Origin of the sequence: Aphanothece microscopica RSMan92, from assembly GCF_046613545.2 — a bacterium.
Classification (GTDB): Bacteria; Cyanobacteriota; Cyanobacteriia; order PCC-6307; family Cyanobiaceae; genus NIES-981.
The window spans coordinates 58,413-85,216 of record NZ_JBKKKY020000004.1; the positions used below are offsets into that span (position 1 = coordinate 58,413).

The 26,804-nt window shown below is 69.3% G+C and carries 27 protein-coding genes, 1 tRNA gene and 1 pseudogene; 16 read left to right on the forward strand and 13 right to left on the reverse strand.

What is annotated here, in order from left to right; translation table 11 throughout:
* Positions 1-16: 16 nt before the first annotated feature.
* Together dapA and ACLD7X_RS02160 are read right to left on the reverse strand one after the other, a co-directional pair.
* On the reverse strand, positions 17-934 hold the full coding sequence (gene dapA / locus ACLD7X_RS02155) for a 4-hydroxy-tetrahydrodipicolinate synthase (protein WP_411421806.1): 918 nt from the start codon (positions 932-934) through the stop codon (positions 17-19).
* On the reverse strand, positions 931-1,962 hold the full coding sequence (locus ACLD7X_RS02160; protein ID WP_411421845.1) for an aspartate-semialdehyde dehydrogenase: 1,032 nt from the start codon (positions 1,960-1,962) through the stop codon (positions 931-933). Before ACLD7X_RS02160 ends, dapA begins: the two co-directional genes overlap by 4 nt.
* A 396-nt stretch (positions 1,963-2,358) precedes the next feature.
* Between ACLD7X_RS02160 and tig the strand changes: the two genes are divergently transcribed.
* The 5 genes from tig to ACLD7X_RS02185 all read left to right on the forward strand — a co-directional run bounded on the left by tig (position 2,359) and on the right by ACLD7X_RS02185 (position 8,697).
* Entirely contained in the window at positions 2,359-3,819 is a 1,461-nt protein-coding gene (gene tig, locus ACLD7X_RS02165; RefSeq protein ID WP_411421807.1) for a trigger factor, read from the forward strand.
* A gap of 155 nt (positions 3,820-3,974) precedes the next feature.
* Positions 3,975-4,586 carry an ATP-dependent Clp endopeptidase proteolytic subunit ClpP gene (clpP, locus tag ACLD7X_RS02170; RefSeq protein ID WP_411421846.1) on the forward strand — a complete coding sequence of 204 codons (612 nt, stop codon included), beginning with the start codon at positions 3,975-3,977 and terminating at the stop codon, positions 4,584-4,586.
* A gap of 114 nt (positions 4,587-4,700) precedes the next feature.
* Positions 4,701-6,062, forward strand: coding sequence for an ATP-dependent protease ATP-binding subunit ClpX (gene clpX, locus ACLD7X_RS02175; protein WP_411421808.1), 1,362 nt, complete (start codon positions 4,701-4,703; stop codon positions 6,060-6,062).
* A gap of 11 nt (positions 6,063-6,073) precedes the next feature.
* On the forward strand, positions 6,074-6,763 hold the full coding sequence (locus ACLD7X_RS02180; RefSeq protein ID WP_411421809.1) for a lecithin retinol acyltransferase family protein: 690 nt from the start codon (positions 6,074-6,076) through the stop codon (positions 6,761-6,763).
* Between the two features lie 32 nt (positions 6,764-6,795).
* Positions 6,796-8,697 carry a DNA polymerase III subunit gamma/tau gene (locus ACLD7X_RS02185; RefSeq protein ID WP_411421810.1) on the forward strand — a complete coding sequence of 634 codons (1,902 nt, stop codon included), beginning with the start codon at positions 6,796-6,798 and terminating at the stop codon, positions 8,695-8,697.
* A 38-nt stretch (positions 8,698-8,735) separates the two neighbouring features.
* Here the strand turns inward: ACLD7X_RS02185 and ACLD7X_RS02190 are convergent, their stop codons facing one another.
* Both ACLD7X_RS02190 and ACLD7X_RS02195 read right to left on the reverse strand, forming a co-directional pair.
* Positions 8,736-10,100, reverse strand: a complete 1,365-nt coding sequence (locus tag ACLD7X_RS02190) for a glycosyltransferase family 2 protein (RefSeq protein WP_411421811.1) — start codon at positions 10,098-10,100, stop codon at positions 8,736-8,738.
* A gap of 24 nt (positions 10,101-10,124) precedes the next feature.
* On the reverse strand, positions 10,125-11,723 hold the full coding sequence (locus tag ACLD7X_RS02195; protein WP_411421812.1) for a SpoIID/LytB domain-containing protein: 1,599 nt from the start codon (positions 11,721-11,723) through the stop codon (positions 10,125-10,127).
* Positions 11,724-11,795: 72 nt separating this feature from the next.
* Between ACLD7X_RS02195 and rpmI the strand changes: the two genes are divergently transcribed.
* Genes rpmI through ACLD7X_RS02210 form a run of 3 tightly spaced genes read left to right on the forward strand, consistent with a single transcriptional unit; the run spans position 11,796 to position 12,952 of the window.
* Complete coding sequence (gene rpmI / locus ACLD7X_RS02200; protein WP_411421813.1) at positions 11,796-11,993, forward strand: 50S ribosomal protein L35; 198 nt, start codon at positions 11,796-11,798, stop codon at positions 11,991-11,993.
* A 51-nt stretch (positions 11,994-12,044) separates the two neighbouring features.
* Positions 12,045-12,392 (forward strand): 50S ribosomal protein L20, encoded by a 348-nt coding sequence (gene rplT / locus ACLD7X_RS02205; RefSeq protein ID WP_411421814.1) that lies wholly within the window; start codon positions 12,045-12,047, stop codon positions 12,390-12,392.
* Positions 12,393-12,415: 23 nt separating this feature from the next.
* Positions 12,416-12,952, forward strand: coding sequence for a tetratricopeptide repeat protein (locus ACLD7X_RS02210; protein WP_411421815.1), 537 nt, complete (start codon positions 12,416-12,418; stop codon positions 12,950-12,952).
* Positions 12,953-12,961: 9 nt separating this feature from the next.
* On the opposite strand, the gene ACLD7X_RS02215 is transcribed toward ACLD7X_RS02210, so the two are convergent.
* Positions 12,962-13,588 (reverse strand): hypothetical protein, encoded by a 627-nt coding sequence (locus tag ACLD7X_RS02215; protein WP_411421816.1) that lies wholly within the window; start codon positions 13,586-13,588, stop codon positions 12,962-12,964.
* Between the two features lie 156 nt (positions 13,589-13,744).
* Here ACLD7X_RS02215 and ACLD7X_RS02220 point away from each other — a divergent pair.
* The 4 genes and pseudogenes from ACLD7X_RS02220 to ACLD7X_RS02235 all read left to right on the forward strand — a co-directional run.
* A pseudogene (locus ACLD7X_RS02220) lies at positions 13,745-14,533 on the forward strand (glycine oxidase ThiO); the annotation flags it as partial.
* 95 nt (positions 14,534-14,628) lie between these two features.
* Positions 14,629-14,799, forward strand: coding sequence for a photosystem II assembly protein Psb34 (gene psb34 / locus ACLD7X_RS02225; protein ID WP_411421817.1), 171 nt, complete (start codon positions 14,629-14,631; stop codon positions 14,797-14,799).
* Positions 14,800-14,904: 105 nt separating this feature from the next.
* Positions 14,905-16,098, forward strand: a complete 1,194-nt coding sequence (locus ACLD7X_RS02230; RefSeq protein ID WP_411421818.1) for an NAD-dependent epimerase/dehydratase family protein — start codon at positions 14,905-14,907, stop codon at positions 16,096-16,098.
* A gap of 24 nt (positions 16,099-16,122) precedes the next feature.
* Positions 16,123-17,271, forward strand: coding sequence for a glycosyltransferase family 4 protein (locus ACLD7X_RS02235; RefSeq protein ID WP_411421819.1), 1,149 nt, complete (start codon positions 16,123-16,125; stop codon positions 17,269-17,271).
* A 12-nt stretch (positions 17,272-17,283) separates the two neighbouring features.
* Here the strand turns inward: ACLD7X_RS02235 and mrdA are convergent, their stop codons facing one another.
* From mrdA to cbiD, 5 genes are all read right to left on the reverse strand, one after another.
* Positions 17,284-19,035, reverse strand: coding sequence for a penicillin-binding protein 2 (gene mrdA / locus ACLD7X_RS02240; RefSeq protein WP_411421820.1), 1,752 nt, complete (start codon positions 19,033-19,035; stop codon positions 17,284-17,286).
* A gap of 2 nt (positions 19,036-19,037) precedes the next feature.
* A complete protein-coding gene (locus ACLD7X_RS02245; RefSeq protein WP_412007183.1) occupies positions 19,038-19,421 on the reverse strand; it encodes a hypothetical protein in 384 nt (127 codons plus the stop codon).
* A 54-nt stretch (positions 19,422-19,475) separates the two neighbouring features.
* On the reverse strand, positions 19,476-20,105 hold the full coding sequence (locus ACLD7X_RS02250) for a hypothetical protein (protein WP_411421822.1): 630 nt from the start codon (positions 20,103-20,105) through the stop codon (positions 19,476-19,478).
* A 75-nt stretch (positions 20,106-20,180) separates the two neighbouring features.
* On the reverse strand, positions 20,181-21,818 hold the full coding sequence (gene guaA, locus ACLD7X_RS02255) for a glutamine-hydrolyzing GMP synthase (RefSeq protein WP_411421823.1): 1,638 nt from the start codon (positions 21,816-21,818) through the stop codon (positions 20,181-20,183).
* 33 nt (positions 21,819-21,851) lie between these two features.
* Positions 21,852-23,000, reverse strand: coding sequence for a cobalt-precorrin-5B (C(1))-methyltransferase CbiD (gene cbiD / locus ACLD7X_RS02260; protein ID WP_411421824.1), 1,149 nt, complete (start codon positions 22,998-23,000; stop codon positions 21,852-21,854).
* Between the two features lie 106 nt (positions 23,001-23,106).
* On the opposite strand from cbiD, the gene ACLD7X_RS02265 reads away from it, so the two are divergent.
* Together ACLD7X_RS02265 and ACLD7X_RS02270 are read left to right on the forward strand one after the other, a co-directional pair.
* Positions 23,107-24,258 carry a pyridoxal-phosphate-dependent aminotransferase family protein gene (locus ACLD7X_RS02265; RefSeq protein ID WP_411421847.1) on the forward strand — a complete coding sequence of 384 codons (1,152 nt, stop codon included), beginning with the start codon at positions 23,107-23,109 and terminating at the stop codon, positions 24,256-24,258.
* Between the two features lie 181 nt (positions 24,259-24,439).
* Positions 24,440-24,511 (forward strand) — tRNA-Gly (locus tag ACLD7X_RS02270).
* A gap of 92 nt (positions 24,512-24,603) precedes the next feature.
* On the opposite strand, the gene ACLD7X_RS02275 is transcribed toward ACLD7X_RS02270, so the two are convergent.
* The gene (locus ACLD7X_RS02275; protein WP_412007182.1) at positions 24,604-24,927 is read right to left on the reverse strand and encodes a hypothetical protein; all 324 of its coding nucleotides are present in this window, start codon (positions 24,925-24,927) and stop codon (positions 24,604-24,606) included.
* Positions 24,928-25,068: 141 nt separating this feature from the next.
* On the opposite strand from ACLD7X_RS02275, the gene ACLD7X_RS02280 reads away from it, so the two are divergent.
* Positions 25,069-25,299 (forward strand): hypothetical protein, encoded by a 231-nt coding sequence (locus tag ACLD7X_RS02280; RefSeq protein ID WP_425625045.1) that lies wholly within the window; start codon positions 25,069-25,071, stop codon positions 25,297-25,299.
* 92 nt (positions 25,300-25,391) lie between these two features.
* Here ACLD7X_RS02280 and ACLD7X_RS02285 read toward each other — a convergent pair whose 3' ends face one another.
* Complete coding sequence (locus tag ACLD7X_RS02285) at positions 25,392-25,529, reverse strand: hypothetical protein (RefSeq protein ID WP_411421826.1); 138 nt, start codon at positions 25,527-25,529, stop codon at positions 25,392-25,394.
* Between the two features lie 209 nt (positions 25,530-25,738).
* Positions 25,739-26,104 carry a hypothetical protein gene (locus ACLD7X_RS02290; protein WP_412007189.1) on the reverse strand — a complete coding sequence of 122 codons (366 nt, stop codon included), beginning with the start codon at positions 26,102-26,104 and terminating at the stop codon, positions 25,739-25,741.
* Positions 26,105-26,122: 18 nt separating this feature from the next.
* On the opposite strand from ACLD7X_RS02290, the gene ACLD7X_RS02295 reads away from it, so the two are divergent.
* Positions 26,123-26,770, forward strand: coding sequence for an AbrB family transcriptional regulator (locus ACLD7X_RS02295; protein WP_425625046.1), 648 nt, complete (start codon positions 26,123-26,125; stop codon positions 26,768-26,770).
* Positions 26,771-26,804 lie beyond the last annotated feature (34 nt).

A 26,804-nucleotide genomic window follows, 5' to 3' on the forward strand; every position in this document is an offset into this window, starting at 1 on the left:
CGAATCAGCCTTGGCGTCAGGTAGGACGCAGGGCAGCGAGGGTTTCGGAGAGGCGTCGTTTCACGTCGTCGTTGGCGGAGAGAAGGGGAAGTCTTGGGGCACCCACCGGCCAGCCGCTCAGTTCGAGGGCCGCTTTCACCGGCACGGGGTTGGTGGTGCAGAACAGGGCCCGACAGAGGGGCAGGAGCTGCTCATGCTGGGCGAGGGCCGCCGCCAGATCGCCCTCCAGGAAGGCCTGCACCAGGCGACTGATCTGGGGACCCGCCACATGGCTGGCGACACTCACCACCCCCACGGCCCCGACGGCCAGCATCGGCAGCGTGAGGGCATCGTCACCCGAGTAGATGGCGAGCCGATCGCCACAGACCAGGCGCAGGGCACTCACCTCGTCGGTCGAGCCGCTGGCGGCCTTGAACGCCACCACATTGGGGAGGTCGAGCAGTCGCGCGGTGGTCTCCGGGGCCAGGCTGGTCCCCGTGCGGCCGGGGATGTTGTAGAGCATCAGCGGCAGCTCAGGAGCGGCCTGGGCGACGGCCCGGAAATGGGCTTCCAGGCCGTCCTGGGGCGGCTTGTTGTAGTAGGGCACCACCACCAGGGCCCCATCGGCCCCGAGGGCGGCGGCCTGCTGGGTGGCCTCGACGGCCTCGGCGGTGCAGTTGCTGCCACTCCCGGCGACGAGCCGGGCCCGACCACCGACCGCCTCCTGCACGGCCGCGAAGAGGTCGTGCTGCTCCTGCCAGCTGAGGGTGGGGGATTCACCCGTGGTACCACAGAGGACCAGCCCGTCGGAACCGTGGCTGACCAGGTGATCCGCCAGGCGGGCCGCCAGGGCCAGGTCGACCCGACCATCGGCCTGGAACGGCGTGACCATGGCGGTCACGACCCGGCCGAACGGGGCGTGATCCCAGGGGGGACGACCGACGACGCCGCTCAACGGTCACCTCCCTGGCTGGGGCCCTGCAGCAGCAGCTCGGCGATCTGGATCGCATTGAGGGCGGCGCCCTTGCGGATCTGGTCTCCGCAGAGCCACAGCTCAAGACCGTTGGGATCGCTGAGATCCTGGCGGATGCGTCCCACCGCCACGGGGTCCCGACCCGTCACGTCGGTGGGCATGGGGAAGCGGTTGGACTCGAAGTTCTCGAGCAGCTCGACCCCGGGGGCCGCGCCCAGCAGGGCCCGGGCCTCAGCGACGGGGAAGGGCTCGTCGAAGCTGATGTTCACGGCCTCGGAGTGGGCCCGCAGCACCGGCACCCGCACGCAGGTGGCGGAGAGACGCAGATCGGGAATCCCCATGATCTTGCGGGTCTCGTTGAGCATCTTCAGCTCTTCCTCGCAGTAGCCGTTGGGCTGCAGCGGCGAATTGTGGAGAAAGAGGTTGAAGGCGAGGGAATGGGGCAGCACCTCGCTCACCGGCTCACCGCCCTCCAGCACGGTGCGGCTGAGCTGACGCAGCTCCTCCATGGCCCGCGCCCCGGCCCCGCTGGCCGACTGGTAGGTGCTCACCACCACCCGGCGGATCGGTCGGCGGGCATGGAGGGGTGCCAGGGCCAGGGTGAGCAGGATCGTGGTGCAGTTCGGGTTGGCGATGATGCCCTGGTGGGTCAACGCCGCCTCGGGGTTCACTTCCGGCACCACCAGAGGCACGGCGGGATCCATGCGGAAGGCACTGGAGTTGTCCACCACCACGGCACCCGCCGCGGCGGCCACCGGCGCCCACTGGCGCGACACCGAGCCGCCGGCCGAGGCCAGCACCAGATCCACCCCTTCGAAGATGGCTTCGCTGACGGGCTGGATCATCAGCGACTGGTTCTGCCAGTCGAGTGGATGGCCGGCCGAGCGGGGCGAGGCCAGCGGAATCAGCTCGCCGACGGGAAAGTGCCGCTCTGCGAGCAGTTGCAGCAGTTCCTGACCCACGGCGCCGGTGGCTCCGAGGATGGCGACCCGCAGCGGACGCTGGGGCAGGGTGATGGGCGCGGTAGAGGCGGTGGCGTCGGGAGAGGTCTGGGCGGCGGTCAAGGGTGGGAGAAAGGGTTGTCGAAAACTTGGCACCGATCCCGGCTGGCTACCCACGCCAGACGAGCTGCGGGAAGGCTGCTCAGGCCACGGTCAGCGGCGCCCACACGGTCAGCCGCGTCCGGATGAGCCAGGACCCGCTGATCCAGGGCGCGGATCTCAGGAATACGGGTCTTAAGGCTCGGGGAAGTCCCGAACCGGCCACGCAGGGGCTCAGGGGAGAGGGCAGGGCGGTGGAACCGGAGGCTGGCGGGGCTATCGCCTTCGTCGTGCATGGAGCGAACAATACTGGGGCCCGTCCCGGTTCGGCCACTTTCTTAGGATCGGGGGCTGCATCGAGCCGCCATGAGTCCTGCCGCCGCCGCCAACCAGTCCCAGAGCAGCCCCTCGGAGCTGACGGTGACCGCCAGCCCGCGTCCTGGCAGCCGGGTGGCCCTGGAGGTGGCCATCCCCGGCGGCCGCAGCCAGGCGAGCTTTGACGCGGCCGTAGAGAAGCTCAGCCGCAGCATCAAGCTGCCGGGGTTCCGCAAGGGCAAGGTGCCCCGCCCGGTGCTGCTCCAGCAGATCGGCCCCCTCCGCATCCGCGCCACCGCCCTCGAGGACCTGGTGGATGCCGCCTTCCGCGACGCCCTGGCGATCGAGACCGTCTCCCCCATCAGCCGCCCCGAACTGAGCGAGAGCTTCGAGGTGGTGCTGGAGCGGTTCCAACCCGGCAGCGACCTGCACTTCACCCTGGAACTCGACGTCGAACCGACGCCCAGCCTGCGCAAGACCCGCGGTCTGAAGGCCGAGGCTGAGGTGATCAGCTACGACCCTGCCCGGGTCGACGAGCTGATCGAACAGTCCCGCAAACAGCTGGCCACCCTGGTGCCCGTGGAAGGACGGCCCGCCGAGGCTGGCGATGTGGCTGTGCTCAGCTTCAGCGGGATCTATGCCGACACCGAGGAGCCGATCAGCGGTGGCAGCAGTGACGCCACGGAGGTGGAACTGGAGGAGGGCCGCATGATCCCAGGCTTCGTCGAGGGGGTGATCGGCATGGCGGTGGGCGACACCCGAACGGTGGACTGCCAGTTCCCCGAGAGCTATGCCCAGGAGGACGCCGCCGGGCGGGAGGCCCGCTTCACGATCACGCTGAAGGACCTCAAGACCCGGGAGCTCCCCCCCCTGGATGACGCCTTCGCCCAGCAGGCCAGCGACAAGCAGACCCTGGCCGAGCTGCGGGCCGACCTGGAGACCCGCCTGCAGGACGATGCCGAACGCCGGGCCCGGGCGGCCCGCCATGACGCCCTGCTCACGGCCCTGGTCGAGGAGCTGGAGGTGGAACTGCCGGAGACCCTGCTCCAGCAGGAGATCCGCAACCTGATCGAGCAGACGGCCGGTCAGATTGCCCAGCAGGGGATGGATGTCAAGAAGCTGTTCACCCCCGATCTGGTGCGCAGCCTGATGGACACCTCCCGTCCGGAGGCCGAGCAGCGCCTGCGGCGCAGCCTGGCCCTGCAGGCCCTGGCGAGCGCCGAGGCCATTGAGGTCGCCGCCGAGGAGCTCGAGGCCAAGGTCCGCGAGGTCAGCCGCGGGCTGAGCCAGCAGGGCTCCATCGATCCCCAGCGCCTGCGCCAGGTGGTGGCCGACGACCTGCTGCGGGACAAACTGCTGGACTGGCTGGAAACCAACAGCACCATCACCGAGGCGGCCCCGACGACCAGCCCTGCCGCCGCCGAGACACCGGCGAAGCCAGCGAAGTCGGCGAAGCCTGCGACGTCGGGCAAGCCGGCCGGGGACGAGCCCGCGCAGGAGCCAGAGAGCTGAGCCCCGGGCGGCCGTCCCCCCGGCGATCCCCCCGGGGCTCGCCATAGATTGACGCCACCAGACCTCCCCTGCGCGTGATCGACGCCTCCCAACCCATCGCTCTGCGTCCGCACCCCATCCGGAGCCTCTGGCGGGGACCGCGGCCGGGGGCCACGATGGCCCGTCCCTCCGCAGCCCCGGGGGTGCTCCCCACCGTGGTGGAGCAGTCCGGCAAGGGGGAGCGGGCCTTCGACATCTATTCCCGGCTGCTGCGCGAGCGGATCATCTTCCTGGGCACGGGGATCGATGACACCGTGGCGGACGCCCTGGTCGCCCAGCTTCTCTTCCTGGAAGCGGAGGATCCCGAGAAGGACATCCAGATCTACATCAACTCCCCCGGGGGCTCGGTGACCGCGGGCCTCGCCATCTACGACACGATGCAGCAGGTGACTCCGGACGTGGTCACCATCTGCTACGGGCTGGCGGCCTCGATGGGGGCTTTCCTGCTCTCCGGCGGCGCCAAGGGCAAGCGCCTCGCCCTGCCGAACGCCCGGATCATGATCCACCAGCCCCTCGGCGGGGCCCAGGGCCAGGCCGTGGACATCGAGATCCAGGCCCGGGAAATCCTGTTCCTCAAGGAGACCCTCAACGGGCTGATGGCCGAGCACACCGGCCAGCCCCTGGAAAAGATCACTGAAGACACTGACCGCGATTACTTTCTTTCTCCCGCCGAGGCGGTTGAATACGGCCTGATCGATCGGGTTGTGACCGACAGCAGCCCTGCCTGATCCAGTTTGATCCTTAAGGAAAGCTGCCGGCCCCGGCACCTGGGTCAATCCTGAACCCAGGGCTTTTCGCCCTCCCCTCCCCGCACGGGACCCTTCGTCCAGCCGACCCTGCCGATGGCCAAGTTCGACGCCCACCTCAAGTGCTCGTTCTGCGGCAAGTCCCAGGAACAGGTGCGCAAGCTGATCGCCGGTCCAGGCGTCTACATCTGCGACGAGTGCATCGATCTCTGCAACGAGATCCTGGACGAGGAGCTGGTGGACAGTCACGGCACGGCCAGCGGAGGCCGCAACGCCCCCGAGGCCTCCCGTGGCAAGGCGCCCGCCAAGAAGAGCTCCAAGCCCGCCCCCACCCTGGCGGAGGTGCCCAAGCCCCAGGAGATCAAGGCGTTTCTGGATCGCCAGGTGGTGGGTCAGGACGAGGCCAAGAAGTCCCTCTCGGTGGCGGTCTACAACCACTACAAACGGCTGGCCTGGCAGGGGGATGGCCAGGGTGAGACCGACCGCACGGCCACCCGTCTGCACAAATCCAACATCCTGCTGATCGGTCCCACGGGCTGCGGCAAGACCCTGCTCGCCCAGACCCTGGCCGAGATGCTGGATGTGCCCTTCGCCGTGGCGGATGCCACCACCCTCACCGAGGCGGGTTACGTCGGAGAGGATGTGGAGAACATCCTGCTGCGGCTGCTGCAGAAGGCCGACATGGATGTGGATCAGGCCCAGCGGGGGATCATCTACATCGACGAGATCGACAAGATCGCCCGCAAGAGCGAGAACCCCTCCATCACCCGCGATGTCTCGGGTGAGGGGGTGCAGCAGGCCCTGCTGAAGATGCTGGAGGGCACCGTGGCCAATGTGCCTCCCCAGGGCGGACGCAAGCACCCCTACCAGGACTGCATCCAGATCGACACCAGCCAGATCCTGTTCATCTGTGGCGGAGCCTTCGTCGGGCTCGATGACGTGGTGCAGAAGCGCATGGGCCGCAACGCGATCGGCTTCATCAGCCCTGACGGCAGCAGCCGCCCCCGCAGCTCCAGGGACCGGCAGGCCACCGATGTGCTGCGCCACCTCGAGCCCGACGACCTGGTGAAGTACGGCCTGATTCCCGAGTTCATCGGTCGCCTGCCGGTGAGCGCCGTGCTGGAGCCCCTGGACACCCGAGCCCTGGAGGCCATCCTCACCGAGCCCCGGGACGCCCTGGTGAAGCAGTTCCAGACCCTGCTCAGCATGGACGAGGTGCAGCTCGACTTCGAGCCCGGCGCCATCGCCGCGATCGCGGCGGAAGCCCATCGCCGCAAGACGGGCGCCCGGGCCCTGCGGGGCATTCTCGAGGAGCTGATGCTCGAGCTGATGTACGACCTGCCCTCCCGCCGCAACGTCCGCTCCTTCACCGTCACCCGCGAGCTGGTGGAGCAGCGCAGCCAGGCCAAGGTGCTCTCCCTGGCCGCCAACCTGGACGACGCCCAGGCCAGCGCCTGAGCGGGCCGTTCGTGGCCGCCGCCGACCATCTGGAGGTTCCTCGCCAGCACGGTCTGTTCAACCACCACGGCATTGACCTGGGCGATGGCACCGTCGCCCATTACCTCGAGGGCAGGGAGATCCTGCGCAGCCCCACCGACACCTTCAGCCGCGGCCAACCGGTGCGGGTGGTTCCCTACCCCGACGGCAGCTGTTCTCCGACCGGCGTCTGCCTGCGGCGTGCCATGGGCCGGCTGGGGGAGCAGAACTACAACCTGCTGTTCAACAACTGCGAGCACTTCGCCCACTGGTGCAAGACGGGCCGGCACCGCAGCGCCCAGGTCGAGGGCTGGCTGCACAGCGGCAGCCTTGGCGCCCTCGCCCTGGGCCAGTGGATGCCGGCCGCCGTGCTGTCCGCCGCCCGGCTGCTGCTGAGCCAGGGACAACGGCTGGATGGCCTGAACCTGGATCCCAGCCATGTGGAGAAGGGACTGGAGTTCGCCCGCCAGACCATCACCCAGCTGGAGGGCCTGCGCGAAAAGCTCCAGGCCAGGCTCGACGAGGCCCTGGCGCAGGCGGAGGCCCGCTGGGGGCAGAGCCAGTTCGAGGTTCTGCGCCGGGCCGCCCAGAAACTGGCCGACCAGCTGGCGGAGGTGGAGGACCTGGAAACCGCTCTGGAATCCCGGCTGCAGGGACAGCTGGAAGCGGGGCAGGACCGGTAGCCTCATGCTCCCGCCTCACCGGGGCAAGCCCCATGGGCCAGGCCTACCAGCCTCTGCATCACAAGTACCGGCCCCAGCGGTTCGACCAGCTGGTGGGCCAGGAGGCGATCGCGGCGACCCTCGGCAATGCCCTGCGCTCCGGACGGATCGCGCCGGCCTACCTGTTCAGCGGCCCCCGCGGCACCGGCAAGACCTCCAGTGCCCGGATCCTGGCCCGCTCGCTGAACTGCATCCGCAGCGAGGGGCCAACGCCGGATCCCTGCGGCAGCTGCGAGCTCTGCACTGCGATCGCCGCCGGCACCGCGCTGGACGTGATCGAGATCGACGCGGCGTCCAACACCGGCGTCGACAACATCCGCGAGCTGATCGAGCGGTCCCGCTTCGCGCCGGTGCAGGCCCGCTGGAAGGTCTACGTGGTGGACGAGTGCCACATGCTCTCCACGGCCGCCTTCAACGCCCTGCTCAAGACGCTGGAGGAACCCCCGCCGCAGGTGGTCTTCGTGCTGGCCACCACCGACCCCCAGCGGGTGCTGCCCACCATCCTGAGCCGGTGCCAGCGTTTTGATTTCCGGCGCATTCCCCTCGAGGCGCTGCAGCAGCATCTGGGCTGGATCGCCGAGCAGGAAGCCATCGGCATCACGCCCGAGGCGCTCCATGTGGTGGCCCAGCGGGCCCAGGGCGGCCTGCGCGACGCCGAGAGCCTGCTCGATCAGCTGAGTCTGCTGCCGGCGCCGATCGAAGCCACGGCGGTCTGGGATCTGCTGGGCGCCGTTCCGGAGCAGGAACTCCTGGACCTGGCCCAGGGGCTGGCGGGGGGTGAGCCGATCGCGCTGATCGATGCGACCCGCAACCTGCTGGAGCGGGGTCGCGAACCCGCGGCCGTGCTCCAGGGGATGGCCAGCCTGCTGCGGGATCTGGTGCTGGCGGGCAGCGCACCCGAGCGGCTGGAACTCACCGGCATCTCCCCCCAGTTCCGCGGCCAGCTTCCGGAGCTGGCCCGCAGCCTGGGCCGCACGCGGCTGCTGCAGTGGCAGGCGCAGCTCAAGGGCAGCGAACAGCAGCTGCGCCACAGCGTCAATCCACGCCTGTGGCTGGAGGTCCTGCTGCTCGGCCTGCTGGCCCAGCCGGCCGCGAGCGAATCCGCCGCCAGCCTGCGCCAGCCCACCCCCAACCCAGGGCCGCGGCACCCGGTGCCGCCCAGCTCGGCGCCGCCCCCCCGCAGCTCGGTGGCCGCCCCAGCCGCGGTGAGCCCGCCTTCGGCGGTCGCCCCCACGCCCCCAGCGCCGGAGCCGGAGCCGGTTGCGGTGGCTGCCGCCGACGCCGAACCTCCCCGAGGCACCGACCTCGCCGAGCTGTGGCAGCAGATCCTGGCCAGCCTGGAACTCCCGTCCACCCGCATGCTGCTCTCCCAGCAGGCCCGGCTGATCCGTCTCGACGACCGCCGGGCCGTCGTGCAGGTGGCCGGCAACTGGATGGCCATGGTGCACAGCCGCCAGGCTCTGGTGGAGCAGGCGATGGCACGGGCCCTGGGCAGCCCCAGGCAACTGGTGCTGGAGGCCGGCGGCGAACCCCCCATCAACGCCTCAGCCCCGCCGCCGCGGCCGGGCGAGCGGATGGGGGCCACCCCCCCGGGCCAACCCCAACCCGCACCGTCACCCACATCCGGGGCCGAGGGGCTCGCCCAGCCCCAGCCCAGCACCGACACGACCCACCAGCTCAGCAGTCCCGACCACCTCAGCGGTGCCGACCGCAGAGATCGCGAGCACGGCGAGGCCGGGACCGGGGCCAAGGGCGACGGCCCACCGGAGGTCCGTGCCCCGATCGATGACAAGGCCCGCCGGCTGGCGGAATTCTTCAACGGGGAGGTGGTGGAGCTCGACGGACCGCTCGAAGGCCACGAGCCACCGGAAGGGCTCGGGGTGGACGCCGCCTGAGCCTGCGTCCGGCCTGGCCCCAGGCCCGCAGCGGCAACTCAGGCGGCGGCGGGATCCTCGACCGCGGTTTCCTCGAGCCCGGACTCGCCCAGGTGGAGGGTCTTGGCCCAGACGAGCCGCTTGGGCAGCAGGGCCATCCGCAGGCTGGTCCAGGGGATGACCACGAACCAGTGGCCGAGATAGACGATGCCCAGGGCCAGGTTCCACGGAGCCATGCGGGGCAGGGGAGGCCCCTCACTGCCGCGACGGCATCCCAGCAGGATCGAGCAGCCGGAGAGGCCGAAGGCCACGAAGGACAACGGCCAGATCGTCGGAGCCGTCAGGGTCAGGGCTGCGCCGAGCAGGTCGGCCATCGCCACCATCGGCATGGCGTACTGGAGCAGGAAGAAACAGAGCAGATCCAGCCGGCGCCTGCCGTTGACCCTGCCGAAGAACAGGCCCGGCCCGTAGTCGAAGAAGCGCTGCAGCCCACCTTCCGCCCAGCGCTGACGCTGGCGCCAGAGGGCCGCCAGGCTCAGCACCGCCTCCTCCCGCACCGGGGGATCCCAGAGGATTCCCGTGGGCTGGTCATGCAGCAGCAGCCGGAAGCTGAGGTCCAGATCGTCGGTCACCGTGGCCTCGTTGAAGCCGCCGGCGGCCTGCAGGGCATCCCGGCGGAGCAACTGGCCGTTGCCGCGCAGCTCCACCACCCCACCGCGGGCCAGGCGCCCCTCCTGAATCACGGCGTCCAGCGCCATTTCCATGGCCTGGGCCCGGGTGAGCCAGTTGGCCTGGGCATTGGCCACCGCCTTGCGCAGCTGCACAGCCCCCCAGCCACCGGCCACGGCCCAGGGAATCAGACGCTCCAGGGTGTCGGGCTGAAGATCGGCATCGGCATCGAGGACCAGCATCCAGGGGGCCTCGGCATGCTGAAGGGCGAGGTTCAGCGCACCGGACTTGCCCCCACCGGCATCCGGTTCCCGCCGCAGCACCCGCAGGAAGGGGAAACGCCCCTGCAGCTCCGCGAGCAGCTGGGGCGTGCGGTCGGCACTGCCGTCATCGACCACCCAGAGCCGCAGCTGCTCAGCCGGGTAGCGGAGCGCGGCGATGCGCTCGACCAGGCGGGTGATCACGGCCTGCTCGTCCCTTGCCGCCGCCACCACATCCACCGGCGGCAAGGGACACGGCAGCGGGCCCCCGCCAGGCTCGGCGGGGACCGCGGCACCAGACCGGCTGCGACCCAGGGCCGGCAGCAACACGGTGTAGATGCTGTAGCCACCAAGCAGCACGGCCATGCTGGTGGCCGGCAACAGGCGCACGGCCGGGTCGAGCCAGTGGGGGATCAGCCCGGCCCAGCCACAGGCGACCACGAACAGGGCAGACTTGCCACGGCGGCGATCGTTGGTACTGCCGTCCGCGGCCATGGCGATCCCGGAAGTGAGCGGACTCTAAGGGGCGTTCCCGGAGGCGTTGCTGTTCAGGCCTGACAGGGACTGGAGGCTGGTGCCCGGATAGTAGTGGCTGAGGATCCGCTGCAGCGGCCAGCCCCGGCCCGCCAGGTCGATGGCTCCGGCCTGGGAGAGACCAGCCCCATGGCCGAAGCCGCCACCCTCGAACCGCCAGCGTCCTGGGCCCTGGGGGGTGACCACGAACAGGGTGCTGGGAAGCTGGCGCAGGCTGCGGCGGATCGCATCCCGGCGGAGGACGGTCGCGCCCCCGCTGCCCTGGATCCGCAACGCCAGCACCCGGCCGCTGACCCCCCGCTCCAGGACCGTGACCTGCTGGGGAGTGCCGAGCTGGGGCGCCGTGCCGACCAGGGCCTGGCGGATCTGGGTCGCATCGAGGCTGCGGGTCCAGCGGAAACGGGGGTGGCCCGCGCCGTGGAAGCCCGTGCTGCCGGCGAGCAGCGTCGGGAGCTGGGCGGGCGCCAAGGGCAGCGGGAACCGTTCCTGCAGAGCCCGGGAGCCATCCACGGCGGGTACCAGATAGGGCAGGGCCGTGCCGCTCCAGACCTCCTCGAAGCCGGCCGCCACCCCGCCATTCGTGGCGTGGTAGACGGCGTGGATCGGCTCCCCCTGCCAGGTGAGCACCTGGGAGCTGGTGGCCGCGATGGCCTCGCGCACGGCACGGCCCGCCTGGCGCGGGTCGGCATAGACCTGGCACTGGGTGTCGGCGCAGAGGTGATAGCCGTCGACCCGGAAGCGGATCCGGTTGCGCACCGCCCAGGTGCGGGCGAGCACCGCCTGGGCGGCCAGGGCGCCGGGAGGCGAACCGGCCCCGATCTCATGGGGCACCACCCCCTGGAGGTAGCGCTCCAGCGGGACCTCCTCCACCAGACTCCAGCTGCCGTAGGCATCGGGCTGAAGGCGGAACGGTCCCTGGAACAGCCCCCCCTGCCAGTGCAGACCTCCGGGGGTCTCCAGCCGAGTGGGGCCCTCCAGAGTCACCGGCCCCTCGGCGCGCCGCAGCTCGAGCACCACCCGCTCACTCAGCCGCTGCTCGACCTGCCGGGCGGGCCCGAGGTCCGGTGGGAGTGGGGCCTGGGGGGGCGCCCAGACCTCCCAGTCCCGCGGATGGGCGATCTGGACCTGGACTCCGGCGGCGCGCCAGCGGCCCGCGGCCTCCTCGGCGCTCTCGAAGCTGGCGAAGGGGCCCAGCACCTGCCGGCGGATCTGGAGCGGCGGATCCAGGGGCAGGCTGCGCCAGTGGAGCACGATCCGATTGGAACTGAAGCGGGCCCCCTCGGCCGTGACCACCGTCAGCAGTCCGGAACCGCTGCGCAGCTCCAGGGGTGACGACGGCCTGAGATGGTCCGCCAGGGCGACCCAGAGCACGGGGTTACGGCCGTCCAGTTCCGGAGGGGCCGGCACCGGCCACCCCATCGGCTCCGGCGCCGGCGGCGGCCCTACCGTCTCGGCCCGGCAGCCCGTCGTCATCAGGAGCACCCCGACGCCGAGGCTGGCCTGCAGCAGGCGGGCTGCGCGAGGGCGCCGCCGCTGGCGGGGAAGGGGGCGAAGGTTCGGGAGCAGGTGGTGGCGAGGGGGCATCCGGAAGGCTTGGGGTTGGAGGAAGGCAACACCACGTCGTACTCTGCTTGTTTGTGCCCGTGCTGGGGAGACATGCCGAAGCTCAAGACCCGCAAAGCAGCCGCCAAGCGGTTCAAGGTGACCGGCAGTGGCAAGTTTCTGCGTCGCCGTGCCTTCCGCAGTCACCTGCTGGATCACAAGAGCCCCAAGCGCCGGCGCTACCTCGCCACGATGGCCGTCGTCGACGAGCGCGACGCCGACAACGTGAGCGCCATGCTTCCCTACGCCTGAGCCCCAGGGCCCAGCCGTCACCACGAGTTCCACCACACCTGATTCCCTGCCATGGCCCGCGTCAAGAGGGGCAACGTTGCCCGTAAGCGCCGTAACAAGATCCTGCGTCTGGCCCGCGGCTTCCGCGGCGGCAACGGCTCCCTCTTCCGCACGGCCAACCAGCGGGTGATGAAGGCGCTGTGCAATGCCTACCGTGACCGCCGCCGCCGCAAGCGCGACTTCCGTCGCCTCTGGATCGCCCGCATCAACGCGGCTGCCCGCCTGAACGGCGTGAGCTACAGCCGCCTGATGGGAGGCCTGAAGAAGGCCGACGTGCGCCTGAACCGCAAGATGCTGGCCCAGCTCGCCGTTGTCGATCCCGGCAGCTTCACCAGTGTCGTCGGTGCGGCCAAGAACTGAAACGGTCCTCCCCCTAGCGCCCCTTGGAAACCCTGCTTCCCCAGGCCTACCTGATCGGCCTGGTTGTTCTCCTCGGAGGCGCCGCCGTCGTGGTGGCCCGCCAGATCTGGCTGGTGCGCCGGGATGAACTCACCCTGTCGCGCCTGGAGCGCCAGGACGATGGCCCCGATGGCGACGCCGCCAGTCTCTACGAACTCGCCTCGGTTCAGTTGCGCAAGCGGTTGTTCGGCGAGGCGGCTGACAACCTCAGCCGGGCTCTCCAGCGCGCCCAGGCCGAGGAGGCCCCGACCGAAGCGGTGGCCCTGATCCACAACGCCCTCGGCTTCGCCCTGGCGGCCCAGAACAAGTACAAGCAGGCGATCCGCCACTACAACCAGGCCCTCCAGGTCAAGCCGGACTACCCGGTCGCCCTCAACAACCTCGCCTTTGCCCTGGAGAAACAGCAGAACCCGGAGGAAGCCAGGGCCGCCTACCAGAAAGTTCTGGCGCTGGACGCCGCCAACAAGACGGCCAAAAAGCGCCTCAGCAGACTGGAGCGCACCCTCGGCACGGCGGCCTGAGCCGAGGCGTCACCACATGCCACGCACCGGCACGCCCGAGCTGGGTGCCGCCGGGGCCGGGTAGGGGGCCAGGGTCGCGGACTGCGGACGCAGATCGAGGCGGCCTCCGGGGCTGGTCAGGCGAGGGGCATTCCAGCCGGAGAGCGCCAGACCCTGCTGGCCGCTGAAGGAACCGCCGAGCTCGAGACCTCCCACATCGCACTTGCAGAGCACCAGCAGATCCAGCTGGTCGGACTCGGCGTTGAGGTTGCCCTGCACCGGCGTGACGTTGCCGCCGATGATCAGTTCACCGCGCAGGTCGATCATCTGGCCCATCGGGGTGGCCCTGGCCAGGCGCAGTTGCGCCGGAATCGGCTGGTAGGTGTCGAAGGGCTGGTAGGTGCCACTCCAGTCCCTGGGCATCTCCCGGGCCAGGAGCTGGGCGCGGGCCACAGGATCGAAGGTTTCGACCTCACCGGTGGCCACACTGCCTTCACCGCTGAGGGCGGCCGAGGCGGGGGGGGTGAAGGGGACAAAACCATCGCTGGCCAGGGGGGTGGCCGCCAGGGCCGCCAGGGGGGTGGCCGCCAGGGGGGTGGCCGCCAGGGCCGATGTCGCCGCCAGCTGAAGGGCGGTCAGGAGGAGCGTTCGCGGCACGGCATCAGCTGGGGCTGATGGGAGGCTAGATCCATTGTCATCGATGCGCCTCAAGCCACCGTGGTCCAGCAGCCCGCCCGGGAGCCCGGGTTCAGCCCCTCCCTCCGTCCAGCCGGCTCCGGCAGCCCGGACGGGGAGGCCAGCCCCCTGGACCAGGATCCCCTGGTGATCGGCGGCCGCCGCTTCCGCAGCCGCCTGATGACGGGCACGGGCAAATACCCGTCCCTGACCGCCATGCAGGAGAGCCTCCGCCACAGCGCCTGCGAGATCGTCACCGTGGCCGTGCGACGGGTCCAGAGCGCGGCCGCGGGCCACGAGGGACTGATGCAGGCCATCGACTGGCAGAAGATCTGGATGCTCCCGAACACCGCCGGCTGCGCCTCCGCCGAGGAGGCGATCCGGGTGGCCCGCCTCGGGCGGGAGCTGGCGAAGCTGGCCGGCCAGGAGGACAACACGTTCGTGAAGCTGGAGGTGATCCCCGACAGCCGCCACCTGCTGCCCGATCCGATCGGCACCCTCGAGGCCGCCGAACAGCTGGTGAAGGAGGGCTTCACGGTGCTCCCCTACATCAACGCCGATCCCCTGCTCGCCAAACGCCTCGAGGAGGCCGGCTGCGCCACCGTGATGCCGCTCGGATCTCCGATCGGTTCCGGCCAGGGCATCCGCAATGCCGCCAACATCGCGCTGATCATCGAGAACGCCGCGGTGCCGGTGGTGGTGGATGCGGGCATCGGCGTGCCGAGCGAGGCGGCCCAGGCCATGGAAATGGGTGCCGACGCGCTGCTGATCAACAGTGCCATCGCCCTGGCGGGGGACCCCCCGGCCATGGCCTGGGCCATGGCCCAGGCCTGCCAGGCGGGCCGCACCGCCTTCCGGGCGGGGCGCCTGCCGGTGCGCCCCCAGGCCAGCCCCAGTTCACCGCTCCAGGGAAGGGTCGGGACCTGAACCCGATCCCGTGAAGTTCCGTTGAACTTCGTGGCCACCGCGCCGGGCCCGCCGCGATTCCCTCCATAGGGTGTGGCCCTGTTCACCCCCGATCCATGCAGGTCACCGAAGAAGACGGCGGCAAGCTGAATGCCTTCGCCCGGGAGCCGCGCATGGTGGTGATGGAGGAAGGCGAGCGGAGCACCAGCGGCAGCAAGCTGCTGCTGATCGGCGGGGCCGTCCTGGTGGTGTTGCTGGTGGCCGTGGCGGCCGGGATCAGCGGCTAGGCCCCCGGAAACGCCTGTAGTAGCTTGCGTGGCTGAGCATCCGCTCGTCCTGCAGGGGTCTGGGGGTTTCGGGATGAAGGTTTCGGTCGGGATGAAGGTTTCGGGATGAAGGTTTTCGTTCTCGGTGGCGATGGCTTCTGCGGTTGGCCCTGTGCGGTGAACCTGGCCGATGCCGGTCACGACGTGGTGATCGTGGACAACCTCAGCCGCCGCAAGATCGACATCGATCTGGGCGTCGAGTCCCTCACGCCGATCGCGACGATCCAGGACCGCCTGCGGGCCTGGGAACAGGTCGGCGGCAAGGCGATGCGCTTCGTGCACCTGGACATCGCCCAGGAGTACACCCGCCTGCTGGACCTGCTCCGGGATGAGCGCCCCGCGGCGGTGGTGCACTTCGCCGAGCAGCGGGCGGCTCCCTATTCGATGAAGAGCAGCGCCACCAAGCGCTACACCGTCGACAACAACGTCAACGGCACCCACAACCTCCTCGCCGCGATCGTCGAGAGCGGGGTGGACTGCCACATCGTCCATCTGGGCACGATGGGCGTCTACGGCTACGGCTCCCACCGGGGGGCGACGATTCCCGAGGGCTACCTCACCGTGGAGGTGCCCCAGCCCGACGGCAGCCGCTTCACCGAGAAGATCCTGCACCCGGCTGATCCGGGCAGCGTCTATCACATGACGAAGACGCTCGATCAGCTGCTCTTCTTCTACTACAACAAGAACGACGGGATCCGCGTCACCGACCTGCATCAGGGCATCGTCTGGGGCACCAACACCGAGCTCACCGAGAAGGATCCGCGGCTCACCAACCGGTTCGACTACGACGGGGATTACGGCACGGTGCTGAACCGTTTCCTGATGCAGGCCGCGATCGGCTATCCCCTCACCGTGCACGGCACCGGAGGTCAGACCCGCGCCTTCATCCACATCCGCGATTCGGTGCGCTGCGTGCAGCTGGCCCTGGAGCATCCGCCCCAGTCGGGCGAGAAGGTGAAGATCTTCAACCAGATGACCGAGAGCCACCAGGTGGGCCAACTGGCCGAGAAGGTCGCCGCCCTCACCGGTGCTGAGATCAGCCACCTGCCCAACCCCCGCAAGGAGGCCATCGAGAACGACCTCATCGTCGACAACCGCTGTTTCATCGAGCTGGGGCTCAAGCCCACCACCCTCGATGACGGCCTGATGGCCGAAGTGGTGGACGTGGCCCGCCGCTGGGCTGACCGCTGCGACCGCAGCCGCATCCCCTGCATCTCCGCCTGGACCACCAAACAGGCCGAGGCCATCCAGGCCGTCTGACCCCGAACCCCCCGGGCCCCCATCTTGAAGATCGCCTTCTTCACCGAGACCTTCCTCCCCAAGGTCGACGGGATCGTCACCCGCCTGACCAAGACGGTGCAGAACCTCGTGAGCCTGGGGGATGAGGTGCTGATCTTCTGCCCGGAGGGAGCCCCGCAGGAGTACATGGGGGCCCGGGTGGTGGGGGTCCCCGCCATGCCCCTGCCCCTCTACCCCGAGCTCAAGCTGGCTCTGCCCCGCCCGGCGGTGGCCGAGGCCCTCGACCAGTTCCAGCCGGACCTGGTGCATGTGGTCAACCCGGCCGTGCTGGGCCTGGGGGGCATCTGGCTCGCCAAGACCAAGGGCTTTCCCCTTGTGGCCAGCTACCACACCCATCTGCCCAAATATCTGGAGCACTACGGCATGGGCATGCTGGAGCCCCTGCTCTGGGAACTGCTCAAGGCTGCCCACAACCAGGCCCGCCTCAACCTGTGCACCTCCACGGCGATGGTGCAGGAACTGAGCGAGAAAGGCATCCACCACACCGATCTGTGGCAACGGGGCGTGGACACCGAACTGTTCCGACCGGAACTGCGCCGAAGCGCGACCCGCGAGCGGTTGCTGGGGGGCCACAGCGAGACGGGCAAGCTGCTGCTCTACATCGGACGCCTCTCCGCGGAAAAGCAGATCGAGCGGATCCGGCCGGTGCTGGAGGCCATGCCCGACGCCCGGCTGGCCCTGGTGGGCGACGGCCCCCACCGCCAGCAGCTCGAGCGGGTCTTTGCCGGTACCCCCACGACCTTCGTGGGCTACCTGGCCGGCGAGGAACTGGCCAGTGCCTACGCCAGCGGCGATGCCTTCGTCTTCCCCAGCAGCACCGAAACCCTCGGGTTGGTGCTGCTGGAGGCGATGGCCGCCGGTTGCCCGGTCGTCGGAGCCAACCGCGGCGGCATCCCGGACATCGTGACCGACGGGGTCAATGGCTGTCTCTACGACCCCGACGGGGCCGACGGCGGGGCCGGCAGCCTGACGGCCGCAGTGGCGCGGCTGCTCGGCAACCCTGCCGAGCGAGCGGCCCTGCGCCAGGCTGCCCGCAGCGAAGCCGAGCGCTGGGGCTGGGGTGCGGCCACCCAGCAGCTTCGCGGCTTCTACACCGACCTGCTGGGCCAGCCCCATTTGCAGCTGGCGGCCTGAGCGGCCAGGGGGCTAGCTGCCCCCGCTGGCCGGCGTGCCCCGGAACCAGGTGGTCATCAGCGCCTTCACCATCGGGGCCGCCACCGTGCCGCCGTAGCCGCCGGAATTCTCTCCGAAGGCGACGATCACCAGGGTGGGATGACCACTCGGGGCATAGCCTCCGAACCAGGCGTGGTCCGGCCGCGGTGGGTCCTCACCGGTGCCGGTCTTGCCGGAGACGGGAGGCAGGTTCGGATCGTTCAGCAGCCGGGCCGTGCCCTCCGTGACCACCATCCGCAGACCCTTCTGAAGCACCGCCAGCGTGGCCGGCTTGAGACCGATCCGGGTGCGGGTGGTGGGCCGCTCCACCAGGTGCGGGGTGACCAGCCACCCCCCGTTCGCCACGGCGGCATACAGCCGGGCCATCTGCAGGGGCGTGACCTGCAGGGCACCCTGGCCGATGGCGGAGGTGATCGTGTCGACGGGGGTCCAGGGTTCCCCGAGCACCTCCTTCTTCCAGGCCTGATCCCCCAGCAGGCCCGGCGTCTCCTCCTCGGTGAGCTCGATGCCCGTGGCACTGCCGTAACCCAGCCGGCGCGCGGCCTTGAACAGCGCATCGGGGCCGATCCTGACCCCCACCCGGTAGTAGAAGGTGTTGCTGCTCACGGCCAGGGCGAAGGGAAAGCCGACCATGCCGTGGGCCCCATGGTCGCCGTAGCACAGGCCGGCGTAGCAGAAGGAGTCGGTGGTGAGCACCTTGTCGTCGGGCTGGTAGATCCCCGACTCCAGCGCCGCGGCCGTGGTGACGATCTTGAAGGTGCTCGCCGGCGGAAAACCCCGGAAGGCCCGGTTGAGCAGGGGGGCATCCGGCCCGTTGAGGGCGGCCCACTGCTTGCTGGTGGGCGCCGGGGAGAAGACGTTGGGATCGAAGCTGGGACGGCTGGCCATGGCACGGATGGCCCCGGTCTGGGGATCCATGGCCACGATGGCGCCCTTGCGCACCCCGTCGAGGGCCTTTTCGGCCGCCCGCTGCAGGGGCAGATCCAGGGTGAGGCGCAGATCCTTGCCCGCCTTGGCGGGCTTGTCCCCCAGAACCCGCTGCACCTGCCCGGCGGCATTGACCTCGACCTGCTGTCCGCCCCACTCCCCCCGCAGATGGGACTCGAACACCTTCTCGAGCCCGCTGCGCCCCACCCGGTCCCGGATGCGATACCCGTTCTGGCGCAGACGCTCGTATTCCTCCTCCGTGATGCCGCTGGTGTACCCCAGCACATGGGCCGCCAGACGGCCGTTCGGGTAGCTGCGCAGCACATCCACATCCACCTCGGCCCCCCGCAGACCGCTGGCCTGCTCCCGGAAACGCAGCACCTGCTCGGGTCCCAGCGACTGGGCCAGCTCGATCCGGAAGCCCTCGGCGTTGGTACCGCTGCGGCGGCGCTCATTCAGATCGGCCACCGCCAGGCCCAGCAGGGAAGCCAGCCGGTCCCGCAGCTCCGGCCAGCGGGCCTCGGAGACCTCGCGGGGCTGGATGTAGAGGTTGTAGGTGAGCCGGCTGGTGGCCAGCACCTGGCCATGGCGATCCAGCAGTCGGCCCCGGATCGGATTGCGGGGCATCAGCCGGATGCGGTTCTCGTCGGCACGCTCGCGGTTCTCGGCCCCATGGATCAGCTGCAGCCAGGCGAGGCGCGCCACCATGGCACCGCTGAACAGCACCACCACCAGCAGCAGCAGCACGGGCTGCTGCCCCATGCCGCTGTGCCGCCCCGCCTGGCCGTAGGCCGCCATGGCTAGGTCTCCTGGACAGGGGGAGCGAGGCGCTGCTCCAGCAGGGTCAGCCGCTCCGCGACGGCCGCCAGGCGGGCCTGCAGTTCAGCCGGGTCGGCAGCCGCCTGGTCCGGCTGGGAAGGAGCAGGCTCCACATCCCGCACCTCCACCTTCATCACCGGATTGCCGAGGCCCGGACTGACCCGATCCAGCTGCTCGCGGACCTGGCTTGCTGCCGTCTCGCCCTCGCGGCGGAGCTGGTCCAGGGGATCGGAACTGGAGCCATCGAAGGCGGCCATGACCTGCTGCGGCCCGCCCTTGCGGACCCGTTCCACCATGGCGAGACCGACAGGCAGCACGTCCTGCATCAGGGTGAGCCGCAGGGTATCGAGCGGATCGGCGGCCATGGCCCCAGGCGGTGACGAATCCCCAGTCTGCCGCCCCTCTGTCGGCGGTTGGGGTCAGGGGCTGGGAGGCGTCAGCGAGGCCGGCACACCGGGGTCGACGATCACCTGGCGACAGGCCTGCTGGCTGCCCCACCACCAGCCGGCACCCACGGCCAGCACGATCAAGGCGGTGAGCGGCAGCAGGGCCTGACGGGTCACCTCCAGAGCGACCCATTCACGCCAGGCCCTCAGGGAACGTTCCCGATCGAACCGCCGCCGCTCACGGGCTTCCTGCTGCTGGCGCCGCTGCAGAGACTTGCCCACCCAGCGTTCGAAGGCCCGTTTCTTGGTGACGGCCATCTTGCGCTCGACCTCGAGCAGCTGGCCGGCGGTGAGCTCGGGGTTGAAGGTGCTGATCAGCTCCAGGCTCTTGAGGAACATCTCCACGGCCCCGTCCTTGGCCGCCCGCTCGGCAGGATCGAGGAGCTCCCAGTCGAGCTCGGGGTAGAAACGGCTGCGGTTGGGAGCGATCTGCTCTTCGGGCAGCTGGCCCGGCTCACGCAGCCAGCGGTCGGTGTTGGCATCGAAACGACGCCAGTACAGAAACGGATTGAGGTAGATCGTCTTGCCGCCCAGCTGGATGCTGTCCTGCTGGAGCCGGCGCTGCAGGTCAGGGTCGCTGGATGTCGCTGGAGCGGCAGTCACGGCGCAGCTGGGATGGGCCCCGAGGGTAACGGAGGGGACAGGGCCAGGCCACGGGGCATCAGCCGGAAAATCCCGTCACTCCCACTCGATCGTGCCGGGGGGCTTGCTGGTGATGTCCAGCACCACCCGGTTCACACCCTTCACCTCGTTGACGATCCGGTTGGAGATCGTCTCGAGCAGGTCGTAGGGAAGCCGCGACCAGTCCGCGGTCATGCCGTCCTCGGAGGACACACAGCGCAGCACCACCGGAAAGGCGTAGGTGCGCTTGTCGCCCATCACCCCCACACTGCGGACGGGGAGCAGCACCGCAAAGGCCTGCCAGATCGCGTTGTAGAGGCCGGCATCCCGGATCTCCTCCCGCACGATCAGGTCCGCGTCCCGCAGGATGTCGAGCTTCTCATCGGTGACCTCGCCGAGGATCCGGATCGCCAGGCCGGGCCCCGGGAAGGGATGGCGCCCCACGATCTCCTCGGGCAGGCCCAGGGAGCGGCCCACCTTGCGCACCTCGTCCTTGAACAGCTTGCGCAGCGGCTCGACCAGCTTGAACTGGAGATCCTTGGGCAGACCGCCGACGTTGTGGTGGCTCTTGATCTTGACGGCCACCCGCTCCCCGGTCTTGGGGTCGATGTTGGTGCCGGCACTCTCGATCACATCCGGGTAGAGGGTGCCCTGGGCCAGGTAGTCAAAGGGTCCGAGGCGCTTGCTCTCCTCCTCGAACACGCGGATGAACTCCGTACCGATCAGCTTGCGTTTCTCTTCCGGATCGGTGACACCGTGAAGCTTGCCGATGAACCGCTCCCGGGCATTGATGTACTCCACATTGATGTGGAAGCGCTGATCGAAGAACTCCACCAGGAACTCGGGCTCCCCTTTGCGCATGAAGCCCTGGTCGATGAACATGCAGGTGAGCCGATCACCGATCGCCTTGTGGAGGAGGAAGGCAAGGGTGGAGGAATCCACGCCCCCGGAGAGAGCCAGCAGCACCCGCTTGTCCCCCACCTGAGCGCGCACATCCGCCACCGCTTCCTCGATGAAGGCGGCCGTGGTCCAGTCCGCCTCGCAGCCACAGATGTGGTAAACGAAGTTGCGGATCAGGGCCATTCCGCAGGTGGAGTGGACCACCTCGGGGTGGAACTGCACGCCATAGAGATGGCGGCCATGGTCTGCAATGGCGGCCTCCGGGGTGTTGTCCGTGTGGGCCAGGCGGACGAAACCCTCCGGCAACCGTTCCACCGAGTCCCCATGGCTCATCCACATCGTGGAGCCCTGCTCGACGTTGGTGAGCAGATCGATCGGATCGTCCACGTGCAGGGGCGCCTTTCCGTATTCAGCCCGACCAGCCGCCACCACGGATCCGCCCAGCTGCTGCACCATCAGCTGCATGCCGTAACAGACACCCAGCACCGGAATGCCCAGCTCCCAGATGGCCGGATCACAGACAGGGGCACCGGTCTCGTAGACGGAACTCGGACCGCCGCTGAGCACGATCCCCTTGGGAGCAATGGCCCGGAGTTCCTCCGCGCTGGTGGTGTAACCCATCACCAGGGAAAACACCTCGGTCTCCCGCACGCGGCGGGCGATCAGTTCCGAGTACTGGGATCCGAAATCCAGGATCACGATCGCCGGATGGCGCGAGGATTGGGACGCGGCATCCACACGGGCGCTGGCATCCGCCGGCAGGTCCACCGGCGACTTCTGGGGGGCGGCGGTCATCAGCGGGGCGGGGCCCAGGACATTCGGGCCACCCTAGGCGCCACCGCCGAGGCCTTCAGCTGCCGGCAGCACCGTGGGGCCCGCCAGGGCACGCAGCAGCCCTGCCCCCCGGGGCCCCTGGGCACTGAGGCGACGGCCCCGATCGAACAGCACGGCCCCCACCGCCGTGCTGCGGTGGCCATGGCGGCTCAGGTAGGCCAGGCTGCGCTCCTCGATGGCCGCGGCGATGCGAGCCCGCAGCCGGGCGGCCAGGTCCGGATCCTCTGCCTGAAGCCCGGCCAGAGCCTCCTCCACGGTGGGAGCCCGATGGAGCGCGGCCAGGGGCGGCCCGCTGAGCCCTTCCAGTGCCGCCAGCGCCGTGAGCACCTCGGAGCGGCCATCGGCCAGGTGGTGGTGGGTGTGAAAGATCCCCCCAGCCAGCTTGATCAGCTTGCCCTGGTATCCGAACAGCAGCAGGCGCTGCACACCCGCCGCGGCCGCGGCCACCAGCAGCGGCCCCAGCCAGTTGCCGGCCTTGACCAGCCGATCGGCGGGAACCCCCAGCCGCGGGGCCAGGTCCAGGCCGTTCTCGCCGACCACCAGCACCAGGGCGCCATCGAACCGGGCCGCTGAAGCCTTCCGGCGCAGGATGTCCAACGCCTGCTCCAGCTGCTCCGGTGCGGCACTGCGCTGCACCGATGCCTGGGTGCCGATCAGGGCCAGGCCCTCCACCACCCCGAAGGCGGCATTGCTCGTGCGCTCGGCGAGGCGGCGTCCTTCGGGAATCACCAGCCGCAGTTCCAGGCGCCACCCCGGCGGGACCAGGGGTCGCAGGGTCCGCATGAGCAGGTCCCGGGCATAGGACGAGAGGCACGGCTGGCCCGTGGCGGCGACCACCCCCACCCCCTCGCCGGCGGCGATGTCCAGCCAGTCACCCGGCCCCTCACCCCAGCGCACCAGGGCCCAGAGCGGCTGTCCCCGGGTCAGGTCGAGCACGCCGCTCCCCGGGTCGGAGCGGGCGGTGGCCAGCACCCACCCCTCGGCGAGAGGCGCCACCGCCTCGACCGGCACCAGCGTCGGTTCAGCCCCGGGGTCGAGCTCCAGGGGCTGGCTGTCGCGCCAGGGCTCTCCCAGCAGGCCGAGCACCGCGGCCCGTGCTGCGGCCGCAAACCACACCGGCAGGATGAACCCGGTTTCAGCCATGGACCATGCGCCCCAATGCCTGCGGACTGGGCCCCAGGGGATCGTTTTTTACATTGGTCGATCGCGTCGCTTTCCAGCCGCGCCCCCACCGACTCCGCAGCGCCCCATGCAGGACAAGCTCTCCCTGATGATCCCCGGCCCGACCCCCGTGCCGGAAAGCGTCCTGCTGGCGATGGGTCGCCACCCGATCGGCCACCGCAGCGCCGACTTCCAGAAGATCGTGCGTCGCACGACCGAACAGCTCCGCTGGCTTCACCAGACCAGCGGCGATGTGCTCGCCCTGGCGGGCAGCGGCACCGCCGCCATGGAGGCCGGGATCATCAACGTGCTCAGCAAGGGCGACACGGTGCTGTGCGGTGACAACGGCAAGTTCGGTGAGCGCTGGGTGAAGGTGGCCAAGGCCTATGGGCTGACCGTGCAGGTGATCCAGGCCGAATGGGGCCAACCCCTGGAGCCGGAAGCCTTCCGAGCCGCCCTTGATGCCGATGCCGGCAAGCAGATCCGCGCCGTGATCCTCACCCACTCCGAGACCTCCACGGGGGTGATCAACGATCTGGAGGCCATCGCCGGCCACGTGCGGGCCCATGGCACCGCCCTGACGATCGCGGATTGCGTCACCAGCCTGGGCGCCTGTGATGTCCCCATGGACCGCTGGGGACTGGACGTGGTGGGTTCGGGCTCCCAGAAGGGCTACATGATGCCGCCCGGCCTGGGTTTCGTGGCGATGAGTGATCGGGCCTGGAGCGCCTACGAGCGCTCCGATCTGCCCAAGTTCTATCTGGACCTCGGCAGGTACCGCAAATCGGCCCACGCTGACAGCAATCCCTTCACCCCGCCGGTGAACCTCTACTTCGCCCTGGAGGCCGCCCTCGGGATGATGCAGGAGGAGGGCCTCGAGGCGATCTTCGCCCGCCATGCCCGCCATCGTGCGGCCGCCCAGGCCGGCATGACGGCCATGGGGCTGCCCCTCTATGCCGCCGCCGGCCATGGCAGCCCCGCCATCACCGCCGTGGCCCCCGAAGGCATTGATGCCGAAGTCCTGCGGAAGAAGGTGAAGGACCGCTTCGACATCCTGCTCGCCGGCGGCCAGGACCACCTCAAGGGGAAGGTCTTCCGCATCGGCCACCTGGGTTTCGTCTGCGATCGCGACGTGCTCACCGCCGTGGCGGCCATCGAAGCGACCCTCCAGGAGCTGGGTCTCCACACCGGTTCGGTCGGGGCAGGGGTGGCCGCCTGCGCGGCGGCCCTGGCAGGCTGATCGGCCTCCGGCTGCCCCTGGGGGCAGCTGGGCTGAATGGTCAGCAAGCGGCGGCAGGCCTGGCCGGGGTGCCTGCCACCGCTTGCTAACCTCCTAACGACAGCAGGGAGCACAAAAAACTCCCATCGCTCCGCTGGAATCCATCCAGCTCCTGGAATTAATCCAGCATTGCTTACACCTTGCGGGTGTAATTCAGTGGTAGAATGTCAGCTTCCCAAGCTGAACGTCGCCGGTTCGAGTCCGGTCACCCGCTTCTTGACCCACCAACAGTTGCTCATCCCTTGAGAAGGCCTGGGCAGACCCGTCGTGTGGATCACTCCCCTCGTTCTCCCTACGCGCGGGATTTCAGTTCCGGGGCTTGATCAGTTGCAGCACTTGGGGCCCGGTGTTGGCCAGCCGCCGCTCACAATCGAGGGCCGCCAGGATCTGCTGCGCACATTCTGCAATCGCGCCCTGTTCGGCAGCGCGTCGGGCCGCGCTCTCATGCACACCGATCTGATCCTGCAGCGACATGCGGGGCATGGCGTTCGCTGTGCCCGGCTTCGATCGGGACAGGGTGCGGGGCGACGTCACCGCCCGCGAGGCGACGGCCTTGGAACCAGCCATCGAGGGGAACAGGCTCCTGGGGGACAAGGTTGCCGTCATCGTCGAGTTCGCGGTGGGAGACACGGGTTGGGGATCAGGGCTGGGAATGGAGACTTCAGGAGATCAGGAATGGCTCAGGATCGAAGCGGAGGGGTGGTCCCCAGCTGCAGGGTTGGCAGGACCGATGAACCGGAGAGCAACACCAGGCAGAACAGCGATCGTTCCATGGCCCGGCCAGAACAACCCGACGCGTGGATCAAACCCCTGAATCCGCCTGCCAAGACCAAAGCATGGGTTGAATGCTTTCACGGCGATGGTTGCCTGGGAAGCCAGGTTTCTGGAACGAAGGCCGTGCGAGCCGCCGCTCGTTGGAAGACGCTGAAAGGGCAGAAAAATGAAAGAGCCCTGCGCTCACTCCTGAATAGCAATCAGTCAACCATGCAATGGACTGCCTGAGCAGATCTGCCTGATGATGCTAACACTGAAAGTAACATCTCGATCCAGGGGTAGAGGCCCTGGATCGAGGACGTCCTCGCTGGCCTGAATGCTCAGGTTCCCGGCTCTTCGCCATGGGCGCCGAAAGCATCAATCTCGGCACGCAACAGCCTGATGCGTTCCTGATCACCCCGGCTGAGGGCCACCGCCAGGGCAAACTCCAGCTTTTCGAGCTGGTGATCTCCCTCCATGGTGCGGGCTGGGGGAAAGCCCGTGGACCGAGTTCTGGATGGACTGCGCCCCGAAACCGGTGCACTGGCTTGGGGGTGGGACGAACCCGTGGACGGAGCGGTAGTGGACGGAGCGGTATGGGAAAACTCTGGCGTCGAAGGAGCTGGAAAAGCCATGGCTCACTTTCTTCCCATTCTGACACCCTTGCCCAGGGGGCGGCGGCTGGCGCTCAGGCCGCCTGGCTGAACGGTTCCGTCACGCTCTCGAGATCCCTGCCCTCCAGGTCGGCAGCGTTGGGCGCATCAACCATCCGATCGACCTGAGCCCAATCGGCCTGAACCTCCTCCGACGCCATCGCCTCGGCTCCGAACTCCTCGGTCGGGATGGACCCGAGCTTCGGTTGCAGCGGCGGCTGTACGAACGTCCCGTCCTCCGAGCCATCCAAGGCCAGCAGACACCGGCAGTCATGCAGCAGGCGCTCGACATTGTCGAGACTGGCCAACGTCTCGCTGTCCGGTTCGGCCTGCTCAACCTGCTCGGCAAGCCGATGCTCCACTTGCAGCTGCATCGCCTCCATGCGTTGCTCCAGCGTCACCAAACGCTGGGACAGGGCATGGATGGTCTGGGCCAGATCTTCGGTGTTTCGGGTGATCCGAAAGGAGACAGACTCGGGAGCCATGGCGGGGAGCACTGTGGGTCCGATGAGAACACACAATCCCCCAACAGCCAAGGGCAGACTGGGCCAATGAGCCATGCCTTGAATCTGGCGATCTACGCCTGCGCCGGGCTCGCGGGAGGGCTCCTCGCCCTGCGCACGGGGATCCCGGCGGCCCCCCTGGCCGGGGCCTTGCTGGCGGCGGCCCTGGTGAGCCTGGGCGGCCATCTCGAAACGGCCGCGTGGCCGCCCGGAACCCGCACGGCGCTGGAGATCGGCATCGGCACCGTCATCGGCGCCGGGCTGAGTGGGAACGTGCTGCAGCAGCTGCACGAACTCTGGCGGCCAGCCCTGGTGATCACCATCAGCCTGGTCCTGGCAGGTCTGGGTGTGGGCCTGATCTGCAGCCGGCTGCTGGGCGTGGACCCGACCGTGGCGCTGCTTGGCGCAGCTCCAGGGGGCATCAGTGGCATGAGCCTGGTCGGCGCCGAATTCGGGGTCGGGGCCGCCGTGGCCGCGCTGCACGCCGTGCGGCTGATCACGGTGCTGATCGTGTTGCCCGTCGTGGTGAAGGCGGTGCTGCCCGAGGGGGAGCCTCCCCCATGACCGGCACCGCCGGCCTCGACTGCACCAGGGTCGA

What these genes read in the sequence shown, in the direction of transcription:
- tig (WP_411421807.1), top strand. Translation starts at nt 2,359, where the DNA reads ATGAGTCCTGCCGCCGCCGCCAACCAGTCCCAGAGCAGCCCCTCGGAG.
- clpP (WP_411421846.1), top strand. Translation starts at nt 3,975, where the DNA reads ATGGCCCGTCCCTCCGCAGCCCCGGGGGTGCTCCCCACCGTGGTGGAG.
- clpX (WP_411421808.1), top strand. Translation starts at nt 4,701, where the DNA reads ATGGCCAAGTTCGACGCCCACCTCAAGTGCTCGTTCTGCGGCAAGTCC.
- ACLD7X_RS02185 (WP_411421810.1), top strand. Translation starts at nt 6,796, where the DNA reads ATGGGCCAGGCCTACCAGCCTCTGCATCACAAGTACCGGCCCCAGCGG.
- ACLD7X_RS02190 (WP_411421811.1), bottom strand. Translation starts at nt 10,100, where the DNA reads ATGGCCGCGGACGGCAGTACCAACGATCGCCGCCGTGGCAAGTCTGCC.
- ACLD7X_RS02195 (WP_411421812.1), bottom strand. Translation starts at nt 11,723, where the DNA reads ATGCCCCCTCGCCACCACCTGCTCCCGAACCTTCGCCCCCTTCCCCGC.
- rpmI (WP_411421813.1), top strand. Translation starts at nt 11,796, where the DNA reads ATGCCGAAGCTCAAGACCCGCAAAGCAGCCGCCAAGCGGTTCAAGGTG.
- rplT (WP_411421814.1), top strand. Translation starts at nt 12,045, where the DNA reads ATGGCCCGCGTCAAGAGGGGCAACGTTGCCCGTAAGCGCCGTAACAAG.
- psb34 (WP_411421817.1), top strand. Translation starts at nt 14,629, where the DNA reads ATGCAGGTCACCGAAGAAGACGGCGGCAAGCTGAATGCCTTCGCCCGG.
- ACLD7X_RS02230 (WP_411421818.1), top strand. Translation starts at nt 14,905, where the DNA reads ATGAAGGTTTTCGTTCTCGGTGGCGATGGCTTCTGCGGTTGGCCCTGT.
- mrdA (WP_411421820.1), bottom strand. Translation starts at nt 19,035, where the DNA reads ATGGCGGCCTACGGCCAGGCGGGGCGGCACAGCGGCATGGGGCAGCAG.
- ACLD7X_RS02245 (WP_412007183.1), bottom strand. Translation starts at nt 19,421, where the DNA reads ATGGCCGCCGATCCGCTCGATACCCTGCGGCTCACCCTGATGCAGGAC.
- guaA (WP_411421823.1), bottom strand. Translation starts at nt 21,818, where the DNA reads ATGACCGCCGCCCCCCAGAAGTCGCCGGTGGACCTGCCGGCGGATGCC.
- cbiD (WP_411421824.1), bottom strand. Translation starts at nt 23,000, where the DNA reads ATGGCTGAAACCGGGTTCATCCTGCCGGTGTGGTTTGCGGCCGCAGCA.
- ACLD7X_RS02265 (WP_411421847.1), top strand. Translation starts at nt 23,107, where the DNA reads ATGCAGGACAAGCTCTCCCTGATGATCCCCGGCCCGACCCCCGTGCCG.
- ACLD7X_RS02280 (WP_425625045.1), top strand. Translation starts at nt 25,069, where the DNA reads ATGGCCCGGCCAGAACAACCCGACGCGTGGATCAAACCCCTGAATCCG.
- ACLD7X_RS02285 (WP_411421826.1), bottom strand. Translation starts at nt 25,529, where the DNA reads ATGGAGGGAGATCACCAGCTCGAAAAGCTGGAGTTTGCCCTGGCGGTG.
- ACLD7X_RS02295 (WP_425625046.1), top strand. Translation starts at nt 26,123, where the DNA reads ATGGATGGTCTGGGCCAGATCTTCGGTGTTTCGGGTGATCCGAAAGGA.